This window comes from Ostreiculturibacter nitratireducens, assembly GCF_032670585.1.
Classification (GTDB): Bacteria; Pseudomonadota; Alphaproteobacteria; order Rhodobacterales; family Rhodobacteraceae; genus Ostreiculturibacter; species Ostreiculturibacter nitratireducens.
In genome coordinates this window covers 1,456,539-1,479,222 of record NZ_JAVQHL010000001.1, presented here as the reverse complement: position 1 = coordinate 1,479,222, position 22,684 = coordinate 1,456,539, and the positions used below count along the sequence as shown (strand labels likewise).

Sequence of the window (22,684 nt, the reverse complement as noted above, 5' to 3'; positions counted from 1 at the left end):
AAAATAGCCCGCTGGCCGAATGTCACGGTCAACCCAAGGAGGAAGTGGTGAGCAGCCTGCGTGCACGACAGAAGGAAGACCGGCGCAACCGGATCGTGTCTTCTGCCAAAGACCTTTTCAAAAGGAAGGGTTACGACAAGACGACGATCGAAAACATCGCCGTCGCCGCCGGCGTGTCCGGCGTGACCGTGCACAATTACTACGGAACCAAGGCCGGTGTGCTGCTCGCCCTCGTTATCGAAAGCGACAAGCGGCTGATAGAGCGGCTCGACGCGTCGCTGTCGCGCGAAGATGGCGGGCTGGTCGCGCTCACGCTCTCATTCGCACGCCAGATCATGGAGCACGCGATCACCAATCTTGAAAAGGATATCTGGCGCCAGGTGATCGCGGCTGTCACGACGGAAGCGGGCACCCAACTCAGCAAGGCCTATTCCAAGCTCGACGAACAGCTTGCCCTCGTCCTGGTGCGGCGGCTCGAAGCGATGCAGGCCGCGGGGCGCCTCGCCAAGGAGGTAAGCCCGCTGCATCTCGGCCGCGCGCTGTTCCAGCTCCAGAACGCCCGATTCATAGAGTTCATCTCCTCCGACGACATGACACAGGACGAGATCGAGACGCGTCTGCGCAACGATCTCGTCGCGCTGTTTTCCGTATGCGCGGACCAGGGCAATGCCCCATGAACGCGCCCCTAGATCCGGGAGCCCGCCCCAATGTTTCTGCACCCAATCGACTGGCCCGAAGGCAAGCGCAGCGCCGCCTGTGTCACTTTCGACATTGACGCCGACTCACTGATCCGCGCCGCCCGGCCGGACGATGCCGACCTCCGGTTGCAGGCAGTCTCGATGGGCCGATACGGCCCGACGGTGGCGGTGCCGCGCATCCTCGAGAGCTACCGACGCCTGGGCCTTACCCAGACCTTCTTCATTCCTGCTTGGGTGATGCGGGAATACCCCGCCACGGTGGAGGCGATCCTGAGGGACGGCCATGAAATCGGCCACCATTCCTGGATGCACGAAGACCCGATGGGGCATTCCGACGCGGTCGAGGCCGAGCTGTTCGAGCGCGCGATGGAAGTGCATGTTTCGATGACCGGGCGCAAGCCGCGTGGTTACCGAGCCCCAGTCTATTCGCTGACCCCGGCGATGGTCGACCGGCTTGTCGACCACGGCTTCCTCTACGACAGCTCGATGATGGCCGACGACCTGCCATACCTCGTGGAGACGCCGAAGGGCGACTTGATCGAGATTCCGCCGCACTGGGGCACCGACGACTGGCCGCCTTTCGCCCACTTCGCCGAGATCGACTACCTGATGCCAATCCGGGCGCCCTCGGACGGCGTGCGTGCCTTCGCCGAAGAATTCGACGCGATGCATGAGGCGGGTGGATTCTGGATGCCGGTGCTGCACCCATTCCTCACCGGCCGGCTCGCCCGCTGGCGGGAGATGGAACGGCTCATCGAGCGCGCGCTGGAGACGGGTGAGGTCTGGTTCGCCCCGATGGAAGCGATCGCGGCGCATGCAAATTCGATCCGTGACAGCCTCCGCCGCGAAACCATCGCTCCCGTCGGTTGACCTCTGAGCGAACGGCGGTTCGCAGCAGGTTCGCCCCCGTGCGCTCAGGCTTTCGCTTCGCGTCCGGGGGAGGCCAACGGATTGTCGAGACGGAGAATCCATTCGCCCGCCGGTGTTTTGGTGGGCGTGTCAGGCAAACTCGCCTTGAAGCGTGGCAGGGCGCTTCTTGGGCGCGGGTCCCTTGCCTCAGCCGCCCTTCAGGCGTTGCATGAGGTAGACCTCGGCGCCTGCGGGCACCGGGTGCTGGCGGCCCGTGATGATTTCGCCGTCAACGGCGACGGAGACGCCGGCTTCGATCACTGGAGCGAGGCCTGGATGCGCCTTGACCAGCGCATCCAGCAATTCCCCGACTGTCGTGGCCTCGACCGAGACCACGATCTCTCCGTCCGTGAACCGGCGCAGGCCGGACCAGAGGTTTACCTCAACCACGGTCCTTGGCCTGGATTGCCGCCAAGACCCTCGGCGGGTTCATCGGCAGGTGGCGCAGGCGGGCGCCGGTCGCCACGGCGATGGCGTTGGCGATGGCCGGCAAGGGCGGGGTGATCCCCGTTTCGCCGACACCGCGCACGCCGTAGGGGTGGCCCGGGTTGGGCACCTCGACGATCACAGTGTCGATCATCGGCAGGTCCGATGCCACCGGCACTCGGTAGTCGAGGAACACCGGATTCTGCAGCCGCCCGTCGTCGCCATAGACATACTCCTCGTTCAGTGCCCAGCCGATGCCCTGCGCAGCCCCGCCCTGGTACTGGCCCTCGACATAGGAGGGGTGGATTGCCCGGCCGGCGTCCTGCACCACGAGATAGCGCAGAATGGTCGTGCGCCCGGTCTCGGGGTCGACCTCGACATCCACGACGTGGGTCCCGAAGCTGGCGCCGACGCCTCCCGGAACGGACTCGTGGTGGCCCGAGATCGGGCCGCCGGTGCTGCCCATCCTTGACGCGATCTCGGCTATGGTCATCGGGGGGAACTTGCCGGCATTGGGCCCCGCAGGCCTGGCCGCGCCGTCTTCCCAGACAACGGCTTCTTCATCGATTCCCCATTCCTTGGCCGCGCGCCGGCACATCTCGCGCGCGGCTTGGCGCGCCGCCTCGACGGCGGCCTTGCCGCTGGCGAAGGTTGCCCGGCTGCCGTGGGTCGGTTCGTTGACGCCGAGGGCGCCGGTTTCGACCACGTTCACCCGCACGTCCTCGTAGGGGATGCCGAGGGTCTCGGCCGTCATCAACGCGATCGAGGCGCGGCTGCCACCTATGTCGGGGGTGCCGACGGAAACCTGAACGGTGCCGTCCTCGGATATCGCCAGCGACACCGATGTTTCGCCGCCATGGTTGAACCAGAAGCCCGAGGCGACGCCCCGTCCCTGGTTGGGCCCCAGCGGCACGCTGTAGTTCGGATGCGCGCGGGCCGCCTCCAGCGTCTCGACCAGGCCGATCTTGCCGAAAGTCGGGCCGTAGCTCGACTTGTCGCCTTCCTTCACGGCGTTCTTCAGGCGCACCTCGATCGGGTCGAGGCCAAGCTCGCCGCACATCTCGTCGATCAGGCTTTCCACCGCAAAGGCCCCCATCGGCGCCCCTGGCGCGCGGTAGGCCGCGCATTTCGGGCGGTTGGCCAGAACGTCGTAACCGATGTGCTCGATCGCCGGGATCTTGTAGGGGGCGAAGGCGCAGTAGAGCGCCATGTCGACCGGCGCCCCGGGGAAAGCCCCGCCCTGCATCCGGAACTCGGCCCGGGCGGCGGTCAGCGTGCCGTCCTTCGTCATCCCGATCTTGACGTCCATCGAGGAGGACGCGGTCGGCCCCGTGGCCCGCAGCACCTCGGCGCGGCTCATAACGATCTTGACCGGACGGCCGCCCGCCTTGCGGCTGAGCGCCAGCGCCAGCGGCTCCATGAAGATCGTCGTCTTGCCGCCGAAGCCACCGCCGATCTCGGACGGGGTCACGCGCAGCTGCGCGGCCTCTATGCCCAGAACGGCCGCGCACATCCGGCGGATGAACCAGTGGCCTTGCGTGCAGACCCACATCTCGCCCTTGCCGTCCTCGCCCATCTGGCCGACGCAGGCATGCGGCTCGATGTAGCCCTGGTGGGTGGCCTCTGTCTTGTAGGTCCGCTCCATCACGAGGTCGGCCTTGGCGAAGCCGTCCTTGATGTCGCCATGGCCGAACTCGATGTTGCGCACCACGTTGTGCCGGCACATGTCGGGCGTTTCGCCCTCGTGCGGGGGCACCGAGTGGTCGGCCGAGCCTGGCCGGATCGCCGGAGCGCCGGGCTTGATTGCCTCGTCCACGTCCGTGACGTGCGGCAGGATCTCGTATTCGACCTCGATCAGACGCGCCGCGTCCTGCGCCAGCAGCGCCGAGGTGGCCGCGACCGCCGCGACCGCGTGACCGTCGTAGAGCGCCACGTCGCCGGCCATGGTGTTTTCCTGCAGGTTCCAGTCCTCGCCGGTCAAGCCGGTCGGGAAGTCGGCACGCGTGACCACCGCCTTCACACCGTCAAGCGCCAGCGCCTTCGATGCGTCTATCCGCTTGATGCGCGCGTGCGCATGCGGCGAACGCACCACCGCGCCGAAGAGCATCCCCGGCAGCGAGAAGTCCGCGCCGTAGCGGGCCCGCCCCGTAACCTTGTCGAGCCCGTCGGGCCGGTTGGGCCGGGTGCCGACCAGTTTGTATTCGGTCCTGATCTCGTCTTTCGCCATCACGCCGCCCCCCGCATTTCCGCCGCCGCGTCCAGGACGGCGCGCACGATCTTGTCATAGCCGGTGCAACGGCACAGGTTGCCCGCCAGCCAGTAGCGCACTTCTTCCTCGCTCGGGTCCGGGTTCTTTTCCAGCAGCGCCTTCGATGCCACGAGGATTCCCGGCGTGCAGAACCCGCATTGCAGCGCCGCAAGTTCGATGAACTTGCGCTGAAGCGGGTGGAGCTCGCCGCCGTTCGCCATGCCTTCGATCGTGTCGATCCGCTTGCCCTCGGCCTCGACGCCCAGGACCAGGCAGGAACTCACCAGCCGGCCGTCGAGCATCACGGAGCACGCCCCGCAGTCGCCGGTTCCGCAGCCTTCCTTCGAGCCGGTCAGGCCGAGGTGGTCGCGCAGGCAGTCGAGCAGCGTTTCGCGCGGGTCGGCGAGGAACTCGACCGGGTCGCCGTTCACGCTGGTTGTCACATGGATCTTGCTCATTTCTCGGCTCCTTTCGCGCGGGCGTAGGCGATGCGCGCCGCCCGCTTGGCCAGAACCCCCGCCACGTGGGTGCGGAACTCGGCCGTGCCGCGCTTGTCGGTGATCGGGGTCGCGGCTGCGGACGCCGCCTTCGCCAGCGCCTCGAGCGCCGCCTCGTCGAGTTTCGTGCCGATGATGGCCTTCGCCGCCTCGGGCGCCAGGATCACCGTCGGCGCGACCGCGCCCAGCGCCACTCGCGCCTCGGTGATCGTGTCGCCGTCAACCCGAAGGTTGACCGCGCAGCCGACCACGGCGATGTCCATCTCGGTGCGCGGAATGAAGCGCAGGTATGCGTCGCCGCCGTTCTTGCCGCGCGCCGGCAGTATCACGGCGGAAATAACCTCGCCGTGCTTCAGCGTGGTCCTGCCCGGGCCTGCCGGGATCTCCTCGATTGCCACCTCGCGCGTGCCCTCCGGCCCCGTGATCGCGACCCTCGCGCCGGCCGCGACCAGCCCCGGCACCGAATCCGCCGCCGGCGAGCCGTTGCACAGGTTGCCCGTCAGCGTCGCGCGGCCCTGGATCTGGGTCGAGCCGACCAGTTCCATCCCCTCGACGACGCCGGGCCAGTCGCGGGAGAGGCCCGCATGCTCGCCAAGTTCCGCGCCGGACACGGCGATGCCGATCCGCCAGCCGCTATCGGCCGTCTGCGAAATGTCACGCACGCCGGGAATGCGCTTGATGTCGATAAGATCGTCCGGGGTCACCATCCCCGCACGCATCTGGACGAGCACATCCGTGCCTCCCGCCAGAAAACGCGTCACGCCCCCAGATCCGGCTGCAATCGCAACCGCGTCCTCAAAAGTTGACGGTGTATGATATCGCATGGTCCCTCCTTTTCCGTGACGATCCGGACAAGAGAGCCATTGCCCCCGCACGGATGCCGATCGCTCCGGCTCCATTCCGGTAGCCCAGCTGCCTTCCGGGAGGCTCGAGCCCGAACATCCAGTGGCGGTCAAGCAGGTCACTTGATTTGAGTTGATACGGAACCTTCCGGACCGCATGCAAGCGCAGAATCCGCCAATTCGGGAATATGTTCTCCACCGGCCTCTTGCAGATCGTGTCAGGGCTCGCCTTTTCTTCAGCCGGGCAGCGGAGCCGCATTGAGGTCAGGCATGGAAAATCGAAGCCCTTCCCGCGTCTCAAGTCGCGCGAGGGGATCGTATGCTGCGCGATCATGCACGGTTTCGGCTTCCTGCTTTGGCATTGCGGGATGGTTCTGCCCTGATAGGGTTGCAGCGGCTTGGGTGTTCTTGCGGCCTCGCAAGAAGAGGTCCTTCCTTGGCAGGACAGTTCCTGCAGTCCGGTTCGGACCAAGGAGAGCAAGACGTGACGATCTGCTTCTATTCCAGCGACGACACAGACGAGGGGGCGACATGAACCGCCAGAGAACGGTCCGGCACGAGATGAACGAGGATTTCTGCCGCAAGCGCCAGGAAGCGTTGCGCGCGGATCTGAGAGAGACGGGATGTGGTGCGATTCTCGTGCGTGACCGGGGCCAGCTGACGCGGTTGTTCAACTACCGCGCAAGGGAGATATTTCCAGCTGCAGCCCTGATCCTTGCTGACGGACCGTCGGTGATCTGCCGTCCGGCAGGCGCCGAAGGGACGGTCTTCGCTGACGAGGAACGGGTGTTCGAGGCGGCATTTCTGTCCTCGCTCCGGCCCGGATTGCGCGATCTTGCCGTCGAGGCGCTGCTGGATATCATTCCCAGTTCCGGCAATCTGGGAAGCGACGGAGACCTGCCGCTGACCCTGGTGGGGCGGGTCGAGCCAGTCGACATGCAGCGCCAGCTCTTCGCCCGCCAGCGCGCGAAAGACCCTGACGAGATCGCCTTGATCGAGGCCGCCGCTGCCGCTGGCGAAGCCGCCTATGCGGCAATTGAGCCGCTCCTGGTCGAAGGCACTCGCGAGATCGACCTCTTTGCGGCTTACCAGGCGGCGGCGGTATCGTCGGCGGGGCAGCCCATCGGCGAACTGGGAAACGACTATCGCGGGGGTTCGCCAGGCGGGTCGCCACGCACCGAGCCGCTGAAAGCCGGTGATCTGATCCCGATCGACACCGGCGTGATGCTTCATGGCTACTACTCGGACCTTTGCCGAACCTATCCGGTCGGCGGGGAGTGGAGCGCCGCCCAGCTCGACGCGGCCCGGCGTGTCGTCGAGGCGCATGAACTTGCATTGTCGATGATCTGCCCTGGCGTGTCTTGCCGGGCGGTCTACGACGAGGTCGGTCGTTTCCTTGACGGTTATCGCGGCTGGCGGTTCAAGAGCCACCTGGGACATGGCATCGGCCTCAATCCGGTCGAGACCCCGCGCATCAACCCGCGCTGGGATGACCACTTCCAGGTCGGCGACGTGTTCACGCTGGAGCCAGGTCTCTATGGCCCTGAATTGCGCGCCGGCGTGCGCATCGAAAACGACTATGTCCTGTCCGAGCGGGGCGTGCGTGCGCTGTCGGACTCGCAATCGATTGTACCGCTCTGAGAGGGGAGCGACCGGCGTCGGACATCGCTTTCGGCCATGCCCGCCATGAGGCCGGGCGGTGGCCGAACAACCGCTCATGGAACTCCCATCTGCCATTCCGACGACAGGAACGAGCGATGCTCCGCTTCGGGCGGATGCGCAGCCTTCAGAAGTACGCCGCTGTCTGCGCCTCGATCCACAACCGCTTCAACTAGGAACGCAACCTCTTCCCCCGGGCGACCCTCAAGATCAACCGCGCAGCTGCACTTGCCGAGCGGTGCGTTCGAGGGGCGGCGGGTCGGGCAAGCCGCGACGGTTTCGCATCAGTCTCGCATCAGCTGGAAAAGGGCAGGAACTGCACGTTCACGGTGCTGCGGAAAGCACAATGGGCTTTCCATGCGGCGTGGCGCGTGCCGCGGCCTTCCAGCGCTCGGTGAGCGCCTGGACCTCCGCCGCATCCGCGAACCCGCAACGCTCCAGAAGCTCGACAAGCGCCTCGCACCAGATCTGCCAGTAAGAACTTGCCTCGACCGCTTGAACGCGCGGCCCAAACACGGCCGTCCATTCCGTCCAGGTGAAGTGGCCCGCCTCATTGAGCGCGACGGTCAGGGCGAAGAGCTGAGCCTGCCACGGCTCAACAAAGGGGGCTTCAGGCGCGTTCAAGGTAGGGCTCCCACGCATCGATGCTGACGGACAGCGTCGGGTCTGCATCTTCGCCGAACAGTTCCCTGGCCTCAAACCGAACGGAATAGAGAGGACATGGACTCTCGCCCGCGAAATGCGCGTTGCTGTCGGGGTAGACGTGCACGCCATGAAGCGCCTCGATGACGCCAGTGTGGCCTCGGGCGTAGGATGGCAGGCGTGTATGACCTGCAGGCTGGTGATTGCGGGTGCGCACGCGGTCACCCACGGCAAAGATCGGATCCGATCCAGGACGCTCGGTGGGGCCGCCTCTGGCCAGAACCTCCGGAACGAACGCTGCCGTCAGACAACGATCGGCGCGACGGCCCGGGCTCCGGGCATGCCCCTCTGCCAATTCGTCCCTGGTGATTTCGCCCGCGCGCTCCAGCAAGTTCTCGAGGGCACGGAGCCATATCTCGTAGTAGCTGGCATTGTAGTAGATCGCAGGCACGAGGCTTTCGCGGGCATGTCGGGACGCATCGATGTTCCAATAGCCGAGCGCTGCCGATGCGAGCGTGATCCCCAACACCCTCTTTTCCCATTCCGCATGGAATCGGACGTCTTCCTCTTCCAGGGTGACCGGGCCGAAACCATGCCGGCCGCCGACATCCTGGGGGCCGTTCATGACGTCTCCGGGTGCCGCGGCAGTCCGCAGCCAATCATGCTGTCTCGGGTGACGAGATCTGCGAGAGCCTCGGCATCCATTCCATCCGTGCCCGGCGGGCGCTCGGGGATGACGAGGTAGCGGATCTCGGCAGTCGAATCCCAGACGCGAATGCGGGTCGTCTCGGGCAAGGTCACGCCAAATTCCGCGAGAACCGCACGAGGCTCGCGCACTGCTCGCGACCGGTAGGCGGGCGCCTTGTACCATGTGGGCGGCAAACCAAGCACAGGCCACGGGTAACAGGAACACAGCGTGCAAACGACAAGGTTGTGCTCTTCGGGCGTGTTGAACACAGCAACCATGTGTTCACCTTGCCGGCCCACGAACCCCATCGAAGCTATCGCGGCGGTGGCGTCCTGTCGAAGGTGGTCCGCGAAGTCCGGGTCAGTCCAGGCGCGGGCAACGACGGCGGCCCCGTTCCGCGGGCCCACCTTGTGCTCGTAGGTCTCGATGATGGCGTCGACCGCGGCGGGATCGACAATACCCTTTTCCACGAGGATCGTCTCCAGCGCGCGCACACGCGCCGTCATCTCGTCCAGTTCGTTCTCGTGGTGCGGTTCGTCGTGCATGTCGTCAGCCTCTTGATCGGCAGTATGGCCGCTCCGCCGCAGAACGCCAGCCCCAAGGCGGCAGATCAGAGGGCGGTGTCAGGGCGACTTGGCGTGAGCGGGGCGGGGCCAGCACGGCTTCTGGAAATGCCGAGGCCAAGTTCCTTCGCTATTTCGAGACCAGCCATGAGAATATCCGGCTGGCAGGAGTGCTCTGCGCTCGTTTCCCGTTGTCGCTTTGAACCGTCGAAGACTTGCTCCACAAGCGCGGGATCGACGCCAGCCACGGAACCTCCGCTTCAGGGGGCATCGGTTCGGGCCGATATCCGCTGCCAAGAGCGGGGAAACATCGGATCGAGGGTATGCGATCAAGGCGCCGGAAATGGCACCTCTACGAGATGTTCAAGAAGATCAACGGCGAGATGCACTGCCTCTGGCAGGCGCTGGATCACGCAGGCGAGGTTTCGGAGAGTTCCGTCACCAGGAAATGCGAGAAGAGAGGCCGTCTCGCTGGTCGAACGGCCCGGTCTTTGTGCTCATCAATGGACAGCGTCACTGTCCTCGATGGAATCGGCTCGCGTCAGTCTGCCAACCCCCTGCGTAGCCCCGCAAGGAGCCTCGGTCGCTACGATCCCGCGACGCTGTGGGGACTGCGCTAAGTGGCGCAGGCCCGCTCGTACATGCGCAGGACGTTTTGAACGGCGGCTACCATGATCTCTTCGGCCCCGCCGCCTGCGGAAACGGTGGGCAGGTACTGGCTTAGCACTGGTTCGGGAATGGCCTTGCCATCAAGGCGGGCACGCAATCGGGCCACGGCCTCTTCGGCTTTCGGAGAGGGCCAGTAATAGCGGATGCGGTCGGAGTAGCTGAAATGGCGCTGCAGCCAGAGTTCCGTCTCGTCGCCTTCGTAGTATTTCTTCCAGTTGTTCGGCGCTGCACGCATCACCTCTTCCATCGCGGCCATGAGCGCGCCTCGGGGCGGGTGCCCTTCAAGCACATCGGCCACGGCGTCAAGCGCGTAGAGCGCCTCCCGCAATGCGAAGGTCAACCAGGGTCCGACCTTGAGTACGGCAAATCCATTCCGCACGAGCGCCGTGAGACCAGCCTCGGTCTGATAGTCGGTCGAATGGGCTTCGAAGACGATCCCGGGCAATCCGGCCAGACTGGCCGAAAGATCCCTTGCCTTTTCGGGTTCGAAGTGGACGACATCCGCGTGTCCGAACTCTACGCCCGGCTGGACGACCATGGCGACGACACGGGCGAAGGCGCCCTGCGCGCCCGCAGCGGCGAAGGCATCCCGATGGACGGAATGGGTGCGAGAGACCGCCTCGGGAGTCGTCACGGCAAGTTCGTCCAGTTCCTCAAGCGCGCCGCCGGGAACCGGGACCTCGGTTCCGATCACGTAGACGGGATCGACTGCTCCCCTGTTGGCCTCCGCAGCGACGGCCAGGCGCGCGGCGCGGGTTGCGGTCGTCTCGTCCGGCAGCGCCACCGGTTCGCCCGCGCAGCCCATGGAGGTGTCGAGATGGAGCTTCGTGAAGCCCGCCGCAGCGAAGGCGGCGATCATTGCCTCGGCCTTTTCCATCGCCTCGTCGGCGGGAAGGTCCTTCCACGGATTGGGGCCGAGATGATCACCACCGAGAATGATCTGCCTCTTGGCGAGCCCCACCTTGTCCGCGATCTTCTCGACGAAGACGCGGAAATCGGCAGGGGTCATTCCGGTGTAGCCGCCCTCCTGGTTGACCTGGTTGCAGGTCGCCTCGATCAGGGCCGGACGCCCCGTTTCCTTCGCCAGTCGCAGCGCGGCCTCGATGACGACCGGGTGGGCCGAGCACACTGAAGTAATTCCGGCAGGCTTGCCCTCGTGGAAGGCGGCCGCAATCCCGAAGAGCGGATGGGTCATGTCGTTTCCTTCGCCTTCCCGGCAACGAACGCTCGAAGCGTGTCGAGCGTGGATGCGCCTTCCATCGGGCCGCGGCGGGTGACGGCCAACGCGCCTGCGGCCGCAGCGAGCGTAAGCGCCTCGCGCGTGTCGGTCCCGCGCAACCATAGCGCGGTGAATGCACCGCCGAAGCAATCCCCCGCCCCGGTGGGATCGACCTCTTCGACGGCAAAGGCGGGGACGAACACATCGCCCGAGGCGTCGTGGTAATGCACCCCGACAGCGCCGAGTTTGTGCACGACGGCCGTGACGCCATGATCCAGCAACTCGGCGACGGCGGCCCGGGTTTCCTTGGCGTCCGTAAGCAGGACCAGTTCCCCCCCGCTGGGCAGGAACAGATCGGTCAGGCCGAGGATTTCGCTCATCGCCGCCCGCATCCCCGGCGCCGAGAGGATTTCCTTGCGGAGGTTCGGGTCGAAGGACAGGGTGCCGCCGCGCGCCTTGATGGCACGGGCCGCCCGCAGGTTCAGGTCGACAAGCTTCGGGCTCGATAGCGAGGAGCCCATGATGTGGAGGTGATCCGAGCCATCCAGCACCTTCTTGGCGGCCGCGCTGTCGGGCAGTACGCCGCAGGCGCTGTGGCGGATGTTGAAGATGAAATCGCGTGACCCGTCAGCGCGGTAGCGCACAAAGGCGCTGCCCGTCGGGCGATCAGGATCGATGCCCACAGCGGAGACATCGACGCCATCCGCCCTGAGCCGATCCAGGTTCAGACGGCCGAAATCGTCGTCGCCCACCGTCGACAGGATGGCGCAGGGTTGGCCCGTGCGGGCGACCTGGTCGATGTAGATCGCCGGAGCGCCGGAAGGGAACGGGCCGGTAAGCGCCATGGGCTCACGAAACCCTTCCCCGATGCTGTCGGCCATGATCTCGACGAGAATTTCCCCGATGACGACGATCTTCTTCATGCCCAAATCCGTCCTGCTACAGCCCTGAGGATCTGCCGCAGTCGCGGCGCGACGCCAAGAAAAGAGCTTGGCCAGCCTCGCGAAAAACGGGCCGTGCAGCTTCCCGACCGCAGTTCAAGCGGTGCCATTGGTAATACCTCAAGTCAACATGAAACTTTACGCGCAGTAAGTTTTCCCCTTAATCTAGGGGGACTGCGGATTTCGGCGGAATCTTCGGCGACGGCGGTGTAAAGGGGGGCTGCCCGACAGGTGTAGGCATATCCAGATGGACGAATCCAAGATCCGAAACATGGAAGAACTCGCGGCCGTGAGCGGGGTATCCCGCCCAACGCTGTCGAAATTCTTCAATGACCCCGGCAGCGTCCGGGAATCCACGCGCCTCAAGATCCAGGAGGCGCTGGAGGAATACGACTACCGGCCAAACATCTTCGCCATGAACCAGAACCGGCGTCTGACAAAGTACGTCGGTATCGTGGTGCCCTATCTTGCCGACCCGTTCTTCGCCGAGATTGGCCGCAATATCGAGCGCCGTTGCATCCAGGCCGGGTTCTGGCCCGCGCTCTTCAGCTCTCACGGCGATACTCACCGGGAAAACGATATTCTCGACAGCCTCCGCTCGCTCAAGCCCGCGGGCGTTCTGCTCGCGCCGCTCGGGCGCGCCTCCGATCGGCGCATTATCGAAAAGTTTTGCGAAGACGTGCCCACCGTCCTGTTCGACAGCAACCTCGACGACGTTGGCGAGGCCTTCGTGGGTTCGAACAATTTCCAAAGTATCGGGCTCATCGTCGAGTACCTTTCCCGGACCGGCGAGCCGCCGACCTTCTTCGAGATGCCCCCGGTCAACCCGAACGCGAACAAGCGCCGGCGCGCCTATATCGGTGCGATGGAGTCGCTTGGCCTTACCCCCAACGTGATTCACGTCAACGGTGAGGGTTGGGGATTTGAAGAGGTCGGCTACTCCGAGGGGATCAGGGTGATCTCCGAAGGTAGATTGCCCACCAATACCATCCTGTGCTCGAACGACCGCCTCGCCATTGGCCTCCTCGCGGCAGCCTATGAAAAAGGCCTGCGCGTGGGGCGCGGTGCCGGTTTTGCCCTCCGGATCGCCGGGCACGATGACCACCCGTTCTCGCGCTTCACTTCGCCGTCGCTGACAACGGTGGCGCAGGACTATGCCTCGATCGCCGAGCGCAGCGTCGAAACGCTGTTCCGGCTGATCGAATCCGGCGGGAAAGCCGAGAAGCGCGAAACGACGCTGTTCGACGGCAAGCTGGTGATGCGCGCCTCCGCATGATGCGCAATCCGTCGCGCGGTTAGGTCAGGGGTTCAGACCTTATATTTACGCGCGTAAACTTTTTCCTTGACGCATTGGCGAGCCTGTCGTTAGCTGCGTGTCGGTTAATTCTTAAGACCATGGGAGGAATCGGATGACCTTGAGAAAATCCTTATTTGCTGCATCAGCGATGGCGCTTGTCACCGGCACCGGTGCTTTCGCCGAAGAAATCACCATCGCGACTGTTAACAACGCCGACATGATCGTCATGCAGAAGCTTGCCCCGCAGTGGGAAGAAGCTACCGGCAACACGATCAACTGGGTTGTGCTGGAGGAAAACGTCCTCCGTCAGCGGACCACACAGGATATCTCCACCAAAGGCGGTTCGTTCGACATCATCTTCATCGGCGCGTACGAAACGCCGATCTGGGGTGCCAACGGTTGGCTGGCGCCGCTTGACGATTTCGGCGATGACGCCGACTACGATCTCGAAGACATCTTCCAGCTGGTGCGCAACGGCCTGTCGGCCGACGGCCACCTGTACGCCGTGCCGCTGTACTCGGAGACGTCGTTCACCTTCTACCGCACCGACCTGTTCGAGAAGGCCGGTCTCACGGCGCCGACCGAGCAGATCACCTACACCTCGTTCCGCGACGACTACGTGGCCAAGCTCCACGACCCGGACAACGGCATCTACGGCACCTGCCAGCGCGGCAAGGCCGGCTGGGGTGAGAACATGGCGTTCGTCGGCCCGCTCGCCAACGCGTTCGGCGCCCGCTGGTTCGACATGGAATGGCAGCCGCAGCTCGACAGTCCCGAGTGGAACGCGGCGATCACGTACTACGTCGATCTGATGACCAAGTACGGGCCTCCGGGTGCGACCGCGAACGGTCACAACGAAAACCGGGCCCTGTTCAAGGACGGCAAGTGCGCAACCTGGGTCGACGCGACCTCGGCCGCCAACGACGTGCGCAACCCGAACACGTCGAGCGTTGCCGACGTGACCGACTTCTTCCAGGCGCCGAAAGAGGAGACCGACAAGGGTACCGGGTGGTTCTGGTCCTGGGCACTGGCCATCCCGGCAACCTCTCAGAAGATCGATGTCGCCAAGGATTTCCTGAAGTGGGGCACCTCGAAAGAGTACTTCGAGATGGTCGGCGAAACCGAAGGCTGGGTGGCCGTGCCGAGCGGCACGCGCGCTTCGATTGCCGATGATCCGCGTTACCTGGAAGCAGCGCCGTTTTCTGCGACCATCAAGGAAGCCATCTTTGCGGCGGATCCGGCGAATCCGACCCGTGATCCGGTTCCCTACACCGGTATCCAGTTCGTTGCGATCCCCGAGTTCCAGGGCATCGGCAACTACGTTGGCCAGCAGATTTCTGCGGCGCTCGCCGGCCAGATGACGGTCGAAGAGGCCTTGGCCAACAGCCAGCAGTTCGCGGTCCGCGAAATGACCAAGGCCGGTTACATCAAGTAACCTCCTCCCAGGGCGGGCCGGTCCCGGTGGATCGGCCCGCTTTTCCAGATGCCGCAAGAATCCTTTAGTGTAGCTTTTTAGAAAGGGCCTGTTTGGGCCTTTCCTTCAACGCTGCGATCAAAACCTTGAGGGAGGAACCAATGGCAACCAAGGCTTCCCGCGCCGCGGCCAGGATGATGATCTCGCCCTCGGTGATCCTCCTGCTCTGTTGGATGATTGTGCCGCTTTCGCTGACGCTTTATTTTTCGTTTCTGCGGTACAACCTGATCACGCCGACCGGTAATCCCTTCGTGGGATGGGAGAACTACTACTGGTTCGTGACCGACCCGAGTTTCAAGGCGGCGATGATCAACACGCTTGTGCTGGTCGGGGGCGTCCTGCTGATCACGGTTGTCGGCGGCATCGCGTTCTCGCTGCTCTTGGACCGACCGATGTTCGGTCAGGGCATCATCCGGATCATGGTGATCGCGCCCTTCTTCGTGATGCCGACGGTTTCGGCGCTCGTCTGGAAAAACATGTTCATGAATCCCGTGAACGGGATTTTCGGGCAGGTCGCGAGGAGCCTGGGTTTCCAGCCCATAGACTTTTTCGGACAGATTCCGCTGCTCTCGATCATCCTGATCGTCAGCTGGCAATGGCTTCCCTTCGCGACGCTGATCCTGTTCACCGCGATGCAGTCGCTCGACCAGGAGCAACTAGAGGCCGCGGAGATGGACGGCGCGAGCTGGCCGAGCCGGTTCTGGTACATCATGCTCCCGCACCTCGCGCGCGCCATCACCGTCGTGATCCTGATCCAGACGATCTTCCTTCTGTCGGTCTTCGCCGAAATCCTCGTGACCACGAACGGCGGCCCCGGTACGGCGACGACCAACTTGACCTATCTGATCTATGTCTCGTCGCTGTTGCAGTTCGACGTGGGCATGGGCAGCGCCGGTGGCGTGATGGCCATCATCCTCGCCAACATCGTTGCCTTCTTCCTGATGCGGATGATCGGCAAGAACCTCGACGCGTAGGGAGGAGAGATCAATGGCACGCGCAGTCTCGAACAAGACCAAGGCCCTCAACACGGCCATTGCGGGAACGCTTGGGTTCTTGATGTTCTTTCCGATCCTCTGGATCGCCATCCTTGCGTTCAAGACCGAAGAAGATGCGATCCGCGCGCCCTTGGAGGTTCTGTTTGGCTCAGGCTGGACGTTTGAGAGCTTCGCGACAGTGCAGGCGCGGTCGGACTACTTCAAGCACTTCTCAAACTCGGTGATCATCTCGGTCGGATCCACCTTTCTCGGCCTCCTGGTCGCGGTGCCAGCGGCCTGGGCGATGGCTTTCGTGCCGGCGAAGCACACCAAGAACGTGCTGATGTGGATGCTGTCGACCAAGATGCTGCCGCCTGTGGGCGTCCTGGTCCCGATCTACCTGATGTTCCGCGACTTCGGGCTTCTAGATACCCGTGTGGGTCTCGTGGTCGTCCTGATGCTGATCAACCTGCCGATCATCATCTGGATGCTCTATACCTACTTCAAGGAGATACCCGGCGAGATCCTCGAAGCGGCGCGGATGGACGGGGCGAGCCTGCGCGAGGAGGTGATCTACGTGCTCACGCCGATGGCGGTGCCGGGAATCGCCTCGACCGTGCTTCTCAACATCATCCTCGCGTGGAACGAGGCGTTCTGGACGCTGAACCTGACGGCGGCGAAGGCGGCCCCGCTGACGCAGTTCATCGCCAGTTACTCCAGCCCCGAGGGCCTGTTCTACGCCAAGCTCTCGGCGGCGTCGCTCATGGCCATCGCGCCGATCCTCATCATGGGCTGGTTCAGCCAGAAACAACTCGTCCGCGGCCTGACCTTCGGCGCGGTGAAATAAGGGAAACGGACATGGGACAGATTCAGCTCAATCAGGTCTCCAAGTCGTTCGGCAGCGTCGAGGTGATCCCGCCGCTCGACCTCACCATCGAAGACGGGGAGTTCGTGGTCTTCGTCGGCCCCTCTGGCTGCGGCAAGTCCACGCTCCTTCGCCTGATCGCAGGGCTTGAGGACGTGACCAACGGCCAGGTGACGATCGATGGCAAGGACGCGACCGACATCGTGCCCGCCAAGCGCGGCCTCGCCATGGTGTTCCAGAGCTACGCGCTTTACCCGCACATGTCGGTGCGCAAGAACATCTCCTTCCCTTTGCGCATGGCCGGGATGGACAAGGCCGAGCAGGACAGGCGGGTCGAGGAAGCGGCCCGCGTGCTGAACCTCACCGACTACCTCGACCGGCGCCCGGGCCAGCTTTCGGGCGGCCAGCGCCAGCGGGTGGCGATCGGCCGGGCCATCGTCCGCGAGCCCGCCGCGTTCCTCTTCGACGAGCCGCTCTCGAACCTCGACGCGGCCCTGCGCGTGGGTATGCGGCTCGAGATCAGCGAGCTCCACAAGCGGCTGAATACGACGATGATCTATGTCACCCACGACCAGGTCGAAGCCATGACCATGGCCGACAAGATCGTGGTGCTCAACGCGGGCGTGATCGAGCAGGTCGGCAGCCCGCTGGAGCTTTACCAGACCCCGCGCAACATCTTCGTGGCCGGCTTCATCGGCAGCCCGAAGATGAACCTGATCGGGGGTCCGGAAGCGGCCAAGCACGATGCCCACACGATCGGCATCCGCCCCGAGCATATCGATATCTCCGATACGGAAGGCGCCTGGAAGGGCACCGTGGGCGTGTCCGAGCACCTTGGTTCCGATACTTTCTTCCATATCCAGTCGAACGCCGCGCCCGAGCCGATCACGGTGCGCGCGACCGGCGAGTTGGCGCTGAAATACGGGACCGAGGTCTATCTCACGCCGCGCCCGGAGCATCTCCACCGCTTTGACAGCAAAGGACTGAGGATCGAATGAAACGCCTCGAAGGGAAGGTTGCCCTGGTGACGGGCGGCGCGCGCGGCATCGGCCGGGCGATCTGCGAAGCCTACGTGTCCGAGGGGGCCAAGGTCGCCGTGGCCGACCGGCTCGCCCACGAGGCCGAGGAGGCAGCCGCCGCGCTGGGCGACAACGCGATGGCAGTGACGATGGACGTGACCGACCTTGACCAGATCGCCGCGGGCGTCGCCGCCGTGGAAGGCAATTGGGGCGGGATCGACATCCTGGTGAACAACGCCGGCATCTTCAACATGGCCTCGATCGACAAGGTGACGATGGAGGATTACCGCCGGCAATACGACGTGAACGTGGGCGGCACGATCTTCGCCGTTCAGGCCGTGGTGCCCGGGATGAAGAAGCGCGGCGGCGGCGCGATCATCAACTTCAGCTCCCAGGCCGGCCGGCGCGGCGAGCCCAATGTCATGATCTACTGCTCGACCAAGGCCGCCGTGATCTCGGTCACGCAATCCCTGGCTCTGGAACTGGCGAAGGACAACATCCGGGTGAACGCAATCGCCCCCGGTGTGGTGGACACGCCGATGTGGGACGTGGTCGACCGTCAGTTCGCCGAATACGAGCACAAGGAAATCGGCCAGAAGAAGCGCGAGGTGGGCGAAGCAGTGCCGCTCGGGCGCATGGGCGTTCCGGAAGACATCGCGCGTCCGTGCGTCTTCCTCGCTTCCGACGACGCGCGCTACATCACGGCCCAGACACTCAACGTCGACGGCGGGAACTGGATGAGCTGACGCCGGGAACCGCGCCTGGAATTCTGGCCGCGGCTCTCCGGGGGACCGCGGCCGCATGTTCTCGAAAGGAAAGGCCATGGCCGTCAAACTCTCCAACGCCACCCTCGGCCAGCTCCCCGAAGGCGTGAAACGCCCGAGCTACGATCGGTCGAAGCTCACCCCCGGCATCGTCCACATCGGGCTCGGCAACTTCCACCGCGCCCACCAGTCGTGGTACCTGCACCGGTTGATGCAGCAGGGTCTGGCGCGCGACTGGGCCATCATCGGCGCTGGCGTGCGGCCACATGATCAGGCGATGCGTCAGAAGATGGCTGCGCAGGACTATCTCACCACGCTCATCGAGCTCGATCCTTCGGGGAGCTCGGCCGAGGTGGTGGGCTCGATGATCGATTACGTGCCGGTCGAGGAGGGTAACGGCGCGCTCATCGCCCGCATGGCCGAACCAGAAATCCGCATCGTCGCGCTCACCGTAACCGAGGGTGGCTATTACATCGACCCGGCCACCGGCGGCTTCGACGCAGGCCATCCGGATATCGTCCACGACGCCGCGAACCCCCACAGCCCTCGCACTGCCTTCGGCGCCATGGTGGCGGCGCTGAAGAAGCGGCGCGACAGCGGGGTGGGTCCCTTCACTGGCCAGTGCTGCGACAACCTTCAATCGAATGGCGACGTGCTGCGCCAGACGGTGGTATCGCTGGCGCGGCTTTCCGACCCGGAACTCGCCGACTGGATCGACAGCGAATGCACCTTCCCCAACGCGATGGTCGATTGCATCGTGCCGGCGACCGGCCCGAAGGAACTCGCGCTGGTCAGGGAGTTCGGCATCGACGACGCGGTGCCGGTCACGCACGAGAACTTCCGCCAGTGGGTGATCGAGGACAAGTTCTGCTGCGGGCGTCCCGACTGGGACAAGGCGGGCGCGACCTTCACGGATGACGTCCACGCCTTTGAGCGGATGAAGATCCGCATGCTGAACGGCGGTCACCAGGTAATCTCCGACCTCGGCGAGCTTCTGTCGGTCGAGACGATCTCGGGCACGATGGAGCACGAGGGCATTCGCGCGGTGTTCGAAAAGGTCGAACGCGAGGAGATCATGCCGCACATCGCCGCCGTCCCGGGCTTCACGCCCGGGCAATACATCGAACTGCTGCTCAACCGCTTCGGCAACGCGATGATAGTCGATACCACCCGCCGGGTCGCATTCGACGGCTCCTCGCGTCACCCGGGCTTCGTGCTCGGCTCGGTGCGGGACGGGCTCGCCGCCGGCACCCCCGTCGAGGGGTTGGCTTTGGTCGAGGCGGCCTGGGCGCGGATGTGCTATGGTACCCGCGAGGACGGCAGCACGATCGAGCCAAACGACCCGTTCTGGAGCGATTTGCAGGCGGTGGCCAAGAGGGCGAAGGACGATCCGCGCGTCTGGCTGGAAATGCGCCAGACCTACGGCAACCTCGCCGACCGGTCCCGTTTCGCCGATGCTTTCGACAAGTGGCTTCGGATGATCTGGGAAAAGGGTACGGCGGCCGCGATGGACGCCTACCTGGCCGGCCGAGATTGAACGGAGCGAGCCATGAAAGCGCTGAATTTCCCGGAAAAGGACAAGGTCGCGGTGGGCAGTATGCCGGATCCGGTCGTGGGCCCCGGCGAGGTGGTCATCGCGGTGCGCGCCAGCGGGATCTGTCACACCGACATCGAGGTGATGCGCGGCAACTACGGGGCTTCTGCCTTTCCCATCGTGCCGGGGCATGAATACGCGGGCGAGATCATCGAGATCGGGCCGGAGGTGACGCGGCTCAAGGTCGGCGACAGGGTGGTCGTCGACCCGAACCTCGAATGCGGCAAATGCCGGGCGTGCCGGCGGGGGTGGGCGCATCTGTGCGAGAACCTCGGCGCCTACGGTGTCACGGTGAATGGGGGCTTCGCCGAGCAGAGCGCGGTGCGGGCGGACGCGGTTCATCAGATCGCGGACATGAGTTTCACGATGGCCGCGCTGGCCGAGCCGATGGGCTGCGTGCTGAACGGACTTTCACCGCTTGAGGGCCGCTTGATCGAACGCGCGGCGATATTCGGAACCGGCCCGATGGGGCTCCTCATGGGACTGGCTCTCAAGTCCCGCGGGACGCCCGAGGTGATCATGGTCGATTTCGATGACGACCGGCTTCGGATGGCGAAGCGGAACGGCCTCGAGGCCATGAAGGCCGGATCAGGCGCGCTGAAGGAGTTGCGCCGTGGGTGTGACCTGGCGGTCGACGCGGCAGGCGTGCCCGCCGTCGCGGCCTCGCTCATCGACTGCATCGCCAACGGCGGCGCCGCGCTCTACTTCGGGGTCTGCCCTGCTGACGCCCGTATCGAGATCTCCCCCTTCGAGGTGTTCCGCCGCCAGCTTTCGCTCTTCGGCACGCATTCGCTGAACCACAACATCCCCGATGCCCTTGCGGTCATCGAGGCGATCGGCCCGTCCATCGAAGATGTCGTGACGCATCGTCTGTCGTTCGATGGGATTGCCGACGTCATGGCGGGACAAAAGGTCAAGGGAAGCATGAAGGTCCAGATGGTCCTCTGACCCTCGAAAGCGGTCATGTTACCGGAGAAGGCGCACCGGCGCGGATCTTGATGAAGGTGCGTTCCCGGGCCGTCGTTTCGCAGGCCCGTCAGGAGGACATTGCCGCGGCTTCGAAATCCCTGGCCGCGGCAATCGTGTTGGCGTCGTTGAGGAGATCACGGGCGATGTTAGGCGCGATGGTGAAGCAGTCGAGGCCCCGTTTCGCGAGCTGCGCCATCTGGCCGGTCTCCCGGATCGATGCCACGAGGATCTTCGTCTGGCTTCGGGATGCCCGGCCGATCGCGAGCATCTGGTCCATGGCTTCGAAGGCAGGCAGGCCCTTTTCCAGCATCCGCCCGAAATAGGGGGCGATGTAGTCGGCCCCGAGGGCGGTCGCGACGAACATCTGCTTCGCATCGTAGGCCGCCGTCATCAGGACCGGTCCGCCCAGTGCCTTGATGGCCGGCATGGCGCGGATGCCCTCTTCGGTGAGGGGCACCTTGACCACGGTCCGCAGGCCGGCCTTGCGACCCTCCTCGTAAAGCGCCCCGGCCCAGTCCGCGTACCCCTCGACGGGCCCGAAGACCTGGCCGTGAAGTTCCTTCGCCCCGAGTTCGGCGGCGCGCCCGGCCAGCGCGCGCCAGTCGATCCTCGGGTAGGCAAGCCCGGCCCGCGCTGCGAGGAGCGGGTTCGTGGTAATGCCGGTGAAGAGCCTGGTGGGCATCAGCTCTTCCCAGGCGGGGACATCCGCGGAGTCGAGAAAAAGTTCCATGTCAGCTCACGCCTCCTGGTGAAGGGCCGCTTCGAGTTCGTCTCGCGTTGGCGGATTACAGCCCTCGCGCGTGCAATTGAATGCCGCGGCGATGTTGGCTCGACGAAGGAGCGCGGTCAGTGCGTCGGGGGTCAGGGTCTCGAGGCCGGTCGGGGAAAGGGCGCCGAGTTCCGCCAGTCCCGCGAGCAGGGTCGCCGTGAAGGTGTCGCCTGCGCCGACGGTATCGGCAAGCTCGGTCACCTTCGCCGCAGGCAGGTCAATCCGGACATCGTCCAGCCAGGCGCTCACGCCGTTTTCGCCCCTGGTGAGAACGATGACTGGGGCCGTCGTGACATTGCGCAGCAAGGCGATAGCTGCGGCCTGCGCAAGATCGGGGAACAGGCCCGTCAGATCCTCGTCGCTGAGTTTCAGGAGGTGCGTCCGCCTGCACATGCGCAGGATGCGCGCGCGGTAGCCCTCGATATCGGAGATGACCGACAGCCGTACATTCGGATCGAGCGAGACGACCATTCCCCGATCGAAGCATGCGGCACAGAACGTTTCCCAAGCCTCGGCATCGGCCCCGTCGGTGAGGGTCAGAGACCCTGTGTGGATCGCCTGCGCCGCATCCGACAGTGCGGCGCGGAGCGAAGCCTCGGTGACCATCCGCTCTGCCGTGCCCTTGCGTTCGAAATTGTAGGAGGGGATGCCGGCGGTCACCGTCACCCGTGCCATCGTTGTGGGCTCCGGTCGCCGCCCGCCGGCAAGGATCACGCTCGATTCGGTCAATGCCCTGGCCAGCATGTCACCCCACCGGTCGCTCGAGATCGGCGAGATGTATTGGACATTCGCCCCGAGCCGTCCAAGCGCCATCGCCACGTTGAAGGGCGATCCACCGGGAAACGCCGTGGCGATCCCGTCGCGGTTCACGTAGTCCACAAGATTTTCGCCACCGACGGCGATCAAGGGTCTCTCGGCCATGGGCTCTTTTGGACGCACCAGCTCAGGTTTGTCAAAA

Annotated in this window: 22 protein-coding genes and 1 pseudogene; 12 read left to right on the top strand and 11 right to left on the bottom strand. The window is 64.7% G+C overall.

Annotated features, from left to right (window positions below; genetic code table 11):
* Positions 1-47: 47 nt before the first annotated feature.
* Complete coding sequence (locus ABCN56_RS07050; protein WP_343080051.1) at positions 48-677, top strand: TetR/AcrR family transcriptional regulator; 630 nt, start codon at positions 48-50, stop codon at positions 675-677.
* Positions 678-707: 30 nt separating this feature from the next.
* Entirely contained in the window at positions 708-1,568 is an 861-nt protein-coding gene (locus ABCN56_RS07045; RefSeq protein WP_343080050.1) for a polysaccharide deacetylase family protein, read from the top strand.
* 186 nt (positions 1,569-1,754) lie between these two features.
* Here ABCN56_RS07045 and ABCN56_RS07040 read toward each other — a convergent pair whose 3' ends face one another.
* From ABCN56_RS07040 to ABCN56_RS07025, 4 genes are read right to left on the bottom strand one after another with little or no spacing between them, the layout of a single operon-like run.
* Positions 1,755-1,997, bottom strand: coding sequence for a MoaD/ThiS family protein (locus ABCN56_RS07040; protein WP_343080049.1), 243 nt, complete (start codon positions 1,995-1,997; stop codon positions 1,755-1,757).
* Positions 1,990-4,260, bottom strand: a complete 2,271-nt coding sequence (locus ABCN56_RS07035) for a xanthine dehydrogenase family protein molybdopterin-binding subunit (protein WP_343080048.1) — start codon at positions 4,258-4,260, stop codon at positions 1,990-1,992. The genes ABCN56_RS07040 and ABCN56_RS07035 overlap by 8 nt, the downstream gene beginning before the upstream one ends.
* Positions 4,260-4,739 carry a (2Fe-2S)-binding protein gene (locus ABCN56_RS07030; protein ID WP_343080047.1) on the bottom strand — a complete coding sequence of 160 codons (480 nt, stop codon included), beginning with the start codon at positions 4,737-4,739 and terminating at the stop codon, positions 4,260-4,262. The genes ABCN56_RS07035 and ABCN56_RS07030 overlap by 1 nt, the downstream gene beginning before the upstream one ends.
* Positions 4,736-5,602: an FAD binding domain-containing protein gene (locus ABCN56_RS07025; RefSeq protein WP_343080046.1), complete on the bottom strand. Its 867-nt coding sequence runs from the start codon at positions 5,600-5,602 to the stop codon at positions 4,736-4,738. The genes ABCN56_RS07030 and ABCN56_RS07025 overlap by 4 nt, the downstream gene beginning before the upstream one ends.
* A gap of 549 nt (positions 5,603-6,151) precedes the next feature.
* On the opposite strand from ABCN56_RS07025, the gene ABCN56_RS07020 reads away from it, so the two are divergent.
* Both ABCN56_RS07020 and ABCN56_RS07015 read left to right on the top strand, forming a co-directional pair.
* A complete protein-coding gene (locus ABCN56_RS07020) occupies positions 6,152-7,261 on the top strand; it encodes a M24 family metallopeptidase (RefSeq protein ID WP_343080045.1) in 1,110 nt (369 codons plus the stop codon).
* Between the two features lie 41 nt (positions 7,262-7,302).
* A pseudogene (locus ABCN56_RS07015) lies at positions 7,303-7,515 on the top strand (IS6 family transposase); the annotation flags it as partial.
* A gap of 88 nt (positions 7,516-7,603) precedes the next feature.
* Here the strand turns inward: ABCN56_RS07015 and ABCN56_RS07010 are convergent.
* The 5 genes from ABCN56_RS07010 to ABCN56_RS06990 all read right to left on the bottom strand — a co-directional run bounded on the left by ABCN56_RS07010 (position 7,604) and on the right by ABCN56_RS06990 (position 11,983).
* Positions 7,604-7,903 (bottom strand): nitrile hydratase accessory protein, encoded by a 300-nt coding sequence (locus ABCN56_RS07010; protein WP_343080044.1) that lies wholly within the window; start codon positions 7,901-7,903, stop codon positions 7,604-7,606.
* Positions 7,890-8,546 carry a nitrile hydratase subunit beta gene (nthB, locus tag ABCN56_RS07005; RefSeq protein WP_343080043.1) on the bottom strand — a complete coding sequence of 219 codons (657 nt, stop codon included), beginning with the start codon at positions 8,544-8,546 and terminating at the stop codon, positions 7,890-7,892. The genes ABCN56_RS07010 and nthB overlap by 14 nt, the downstream gene beginning before the upstream one ends.
* Positions 8,543-9,154 carry a nitrile hydratase subunit alpha gene (gene nthA / locus ABCN56_RS07000; protein ID WP_343080042.1) on the bottom strand — a complete coding sequence of 204 codons (612 nt, stop codon included), beginning with the start codon at positions 9,152-9,154 and terminating at the stop codon, positions 8,543-8,545. Before nthA ends, nthB begins: the two co-directional genes overlap by 4 nt.
* A 634-nt stretch (positions 9,155-9,788) precedes the next feature.
* Entirely contained in the window at positions 9,789-11,036 is a 1,248-nt protein-coding gene (locus tag ABCN56_RS06995; RefSeq protein ID WP_343080041.1) for a D-tagatose-bisphosphate aldolase, class II, non-catalytic subunit, read from the bottom strand.
* Positions 11,033-11,983 carry a tagatose kinase gene (locus tag ABCN56_RS06990; protein WP_343080040.1) on the bottom strand — a complete coding sequence of 317 codons (951 nt, stop codon included), beginning with the start codon at positions 11,981-11,983 and terminating at the stop codon, positions 11,033-11,035. Before ABCN56_RS06990 ends, ABCN56_RS06995 begins: the two co-directional genes overlap by 4 nt.
* 265 nt (positions 11,984-12,248) lie before the next feature.
* Between ABCN56_RS06990 and ABCN56_RS06985 the strand changes: the two genes are divergently transcribed.
* The 8 genes from ABCN56_RS06985 to ABCN56_RS06950 all read left to right on the top strand — a co-directional run bounded on the left by ABCN56_RS06985 (position 12,249) and on the right by ABCN56_RS06950 (position 20,936).
* A complete protein-coding gene (locus ABCN56_RS06985) occupies positions 12,249-13,277 on the top strand; it encodes a LacI family DNA-binding transcriptional regulator (protein ID WP_343080039.1) in 1,029 nt (342 codons plus the stop codon).
* 133 nt (positions 13,278-13,410) lie between these two features.
* Positions 13,411-14,733 carry an ABC transporter substrate-binding protein gene (locus ABCN56_RS06980; protein ID WP_343080038.1) on the top strand — a complete coding sequence of 441 codons (1,323 nt, stop codon included), beginning with the start codon at positions 13,411-13,413 and terminating at the stop codon, positions 14,731-14,733.
* Between the two features lie 140 nt (positions 14,734-14,873).
* Positions 14,874-15,746: a carbohydrate ABC transporter permease gene (locus ABCN56_RS06975; protein ID WP_343080037.1), complete on the top strand. Its 873-nt coding sequence runs from the start codon at positions 14,874-14,876 to the stop codon at positions 15,744-15,746.
* Positions 15,747-15,759: 13 nt separating this feature from the next.
* A complete protein-coding gene (locus ABCN56_RS06970) occupies positions 15,760-16,593 on the top strand; it encodes a carbohydrate ABC transporter permease (protein ID WP_343080036.1) in 834 nt (277 codons plus the stop codon).
* Positions 16,594-16,604: 11 nt separating this feature from the next.
* Positions 16,605-17,609, top strand: coding sequence for an ABC transporter ATP-binding protein (locus ABCN56_RS06965; RefSeq protein WP_343080035.1), 1,005 nt, complete (start codon positions 16,605-16,607; stop codon positions 17,607-17,609).
* Complete coding sequence (locus ABCN56_RS06960; RefSeq protein ID WP_343080034.1) at positions 17,606-18,376, top strand: L-iditol 2-dehydrogenase; 771 nt, start codon at positions 17,606-17,608, stop codon at positions 18,374-18,376. The genes ABCN56_RS06965 and ABCN56_RS06960 overlap by 4 nt, the downstream gene beginning before the upstream one ends.
* A 76-nt stretch (positions 18,377-18,452) precedes the next feature.
* Positions 18,453-19,931 (top strand): mannitol dehydrogenase family protein, encoded by a 1,479-nt coding sequence (locus ABCN56_RS06955; protein ID WP_343080033.1) that lies wholly within the window; start codon positions 18,453-18,455, stop codon positions 19,929-19,931.
* Between the two features lie 12 nt (positions 19,932-19,943).
* Positions 19,944-20,936, top strand: a complete 993-nt coding sequence (locus tag ABCN56_RS06950; protein ID WP_343080032.1) for an alcohol dehydrogenase catalytic domain-containing protein — start codon at positions 19,944-19,946, stop codon at positions 20,934-20,936.
* 88 nt (positions 20,937-21,024) lie between these two features.
* Here ABCN56_RS06950 and ABCN56_RS06945 read toward each other — a convergent pair whose 3' ends face one another.
* Together ABCN56_RS06945 and ABCN56_RS06940 are read right to left on the bottom strand one after the other, a co-directional pair.
* Positions 21,025-21,687 carry a transaldolase family protein gene (locus tag ABCN56_RS06945; RefSeq protein WP_343080031.1) on the bottom strand — a complete coding sequence of 221 codons (663 nt, stop codon included), beginning with the start codon at positions 21,685-21,687 and terminating at the stop codon, positions 21,025-21,027.
* A gap of 6 nt (positions 21,688-21,693) precedes the next feature.
* On the bottom strand, positions 21,694-22,647 hold the full coding sequence (locus ABCN56_RS06940) for a PfkB family carbohydrate kinase (protein WP_343080030.1): 954 nt from the start codon (positions 22,645-22,647) through the stop codon (positions 21,694-21,696).
* Between the last annotated feature and the right edge of the window lie 37 nt (positions 22,648-22,684).

Coding starts and splice junctions, on each gene's coding strand:
- ABCN56_RS06940 (WP_343080030.1), bottom strand. CDS start 22,647: ATGGCCGAGAGACCCTTGATCGCCGTCGGTGGCGAAAATCTTGTGGAC.
- ABCN56_RS06955 (WP_343080033.1), top strand. CDS start 18,453: ATGGCCGTCAAACTCTCCAACGCCACCCTCGGCCAGCTCCCCGAAGGC.
- ABCN56_RS06950 (WP_343080032.1), top strand. CDS start 19,944: ATGAAAGCGCTGAATTTCCCGGAAAAGGACAAGGTCGCGGTGGGCAGT.
- ABCN56_RS07020 (WP_343080045.1), top strand. CDS start 6,152: ATGAACCGCCAGAGAACGGTCCGGCACGAGATGAACGAGGATTTCTGC.
- ABCN56_RS06945 (WP_343080031.1), bottom strand. CDS start 21,687: ATGGAACTTTTTCTCGACTCCGCGGATGTCCCCGCCTGGGAAGAGCTG.
- ABCN56_RS06985 (WP_343080039.1), top strand. CDS start 12,249: ATGGACGAATCCAAGATCCGAAACATGGAAGAACTCGCGGCCGTGAGC.
- ABCN56_RS06990 (WP_343080040.1), bottom strand. CDS start 11,983: ATGAAGAAGATCGTCGTCATCGGGGAAATTCTCGTCGAGATCATGGCC.
- ABCN56_RS06980 (WP_343080038.1), top strand. CDS start 13,411: ATGACCTTGAGAAAATCCTTATTTGCTGCATCAGCGATGGCGCTTGTC.
- nthA (WP_343080042.1), bottom strand. CDS start 9,154: ATGCACGACGAACCGCACCACGAGAACGAACTGGACGAGATGACGGCG.
- ABCN56_RS06975 (WP_343080037.1), top strand. CDS start 14,874: ATGGCAACCAAGGCTTCCCGCGCCGCGGCCAGGATGATGATCTCGCCC.
- ABCN56_RS06995 (WP_343080041.1), bottom strand. CDS start 11,036: ATGACCCATCCGCTCTTCGGGATTGCGGCCGCCTTCCACGAGGGCAAG.
- ABCN56_RS07025 (WP_343080046.1), bottom strand. CDS start 5,602: ATGCGATATCATACACCGTCAACTTTTGAGGACGCGGTTGCGATTGCA.
- ABCN56_RS06960 (WP_343080034.1), top strand. CDS start 17,606: ATGAAACGCCTCGAAGGGAAGGTTGCCCTGGTGACGGGCGGCGCGCGC.
- ABCN56_RS07030 (WP_343080047.1), bottom strand. CDS start 4,739: ATGAGCAAGATCCATGTGACAACCAGCGTGAACGGCGACCCGGTCGAG.
- ABCN56_RS07035 (WP_343080048.1), bottom strand. CDS start 4,260: ATGGCGAAAGACGAGATCAGGACCGAATACAAACTGGTCGGCACCCGG.
- nthB (WP_343080043.1), bottom strand. CDS start 8,546: ATGAACGGCCCCCAGGATGTCGGCGGCCGGCATGGTTTCGGCCCGGTC.
- ABCN56_RS06965 (WP_343080035.1), top strand. CDS start 16,605: ATGGGACAGATTCAGCTCAATCAGGTCTCCAAGTCGTTCGGCAGCGTC.
- ABCN56_RS07045 (WP_343080050.1), top strand. CDS start 708: ATGTTTCTGCACCCAATCGACTGGCCCGAAGGCAAGCGCAGCGCCGCC.
- ABCN56_RS06970 (WP_343080036.1), top strand. CDS start 15,760: ATGGCACGCGCAGTCTCGAACAAGACCAAGGCCCTCAACACGGCCATT.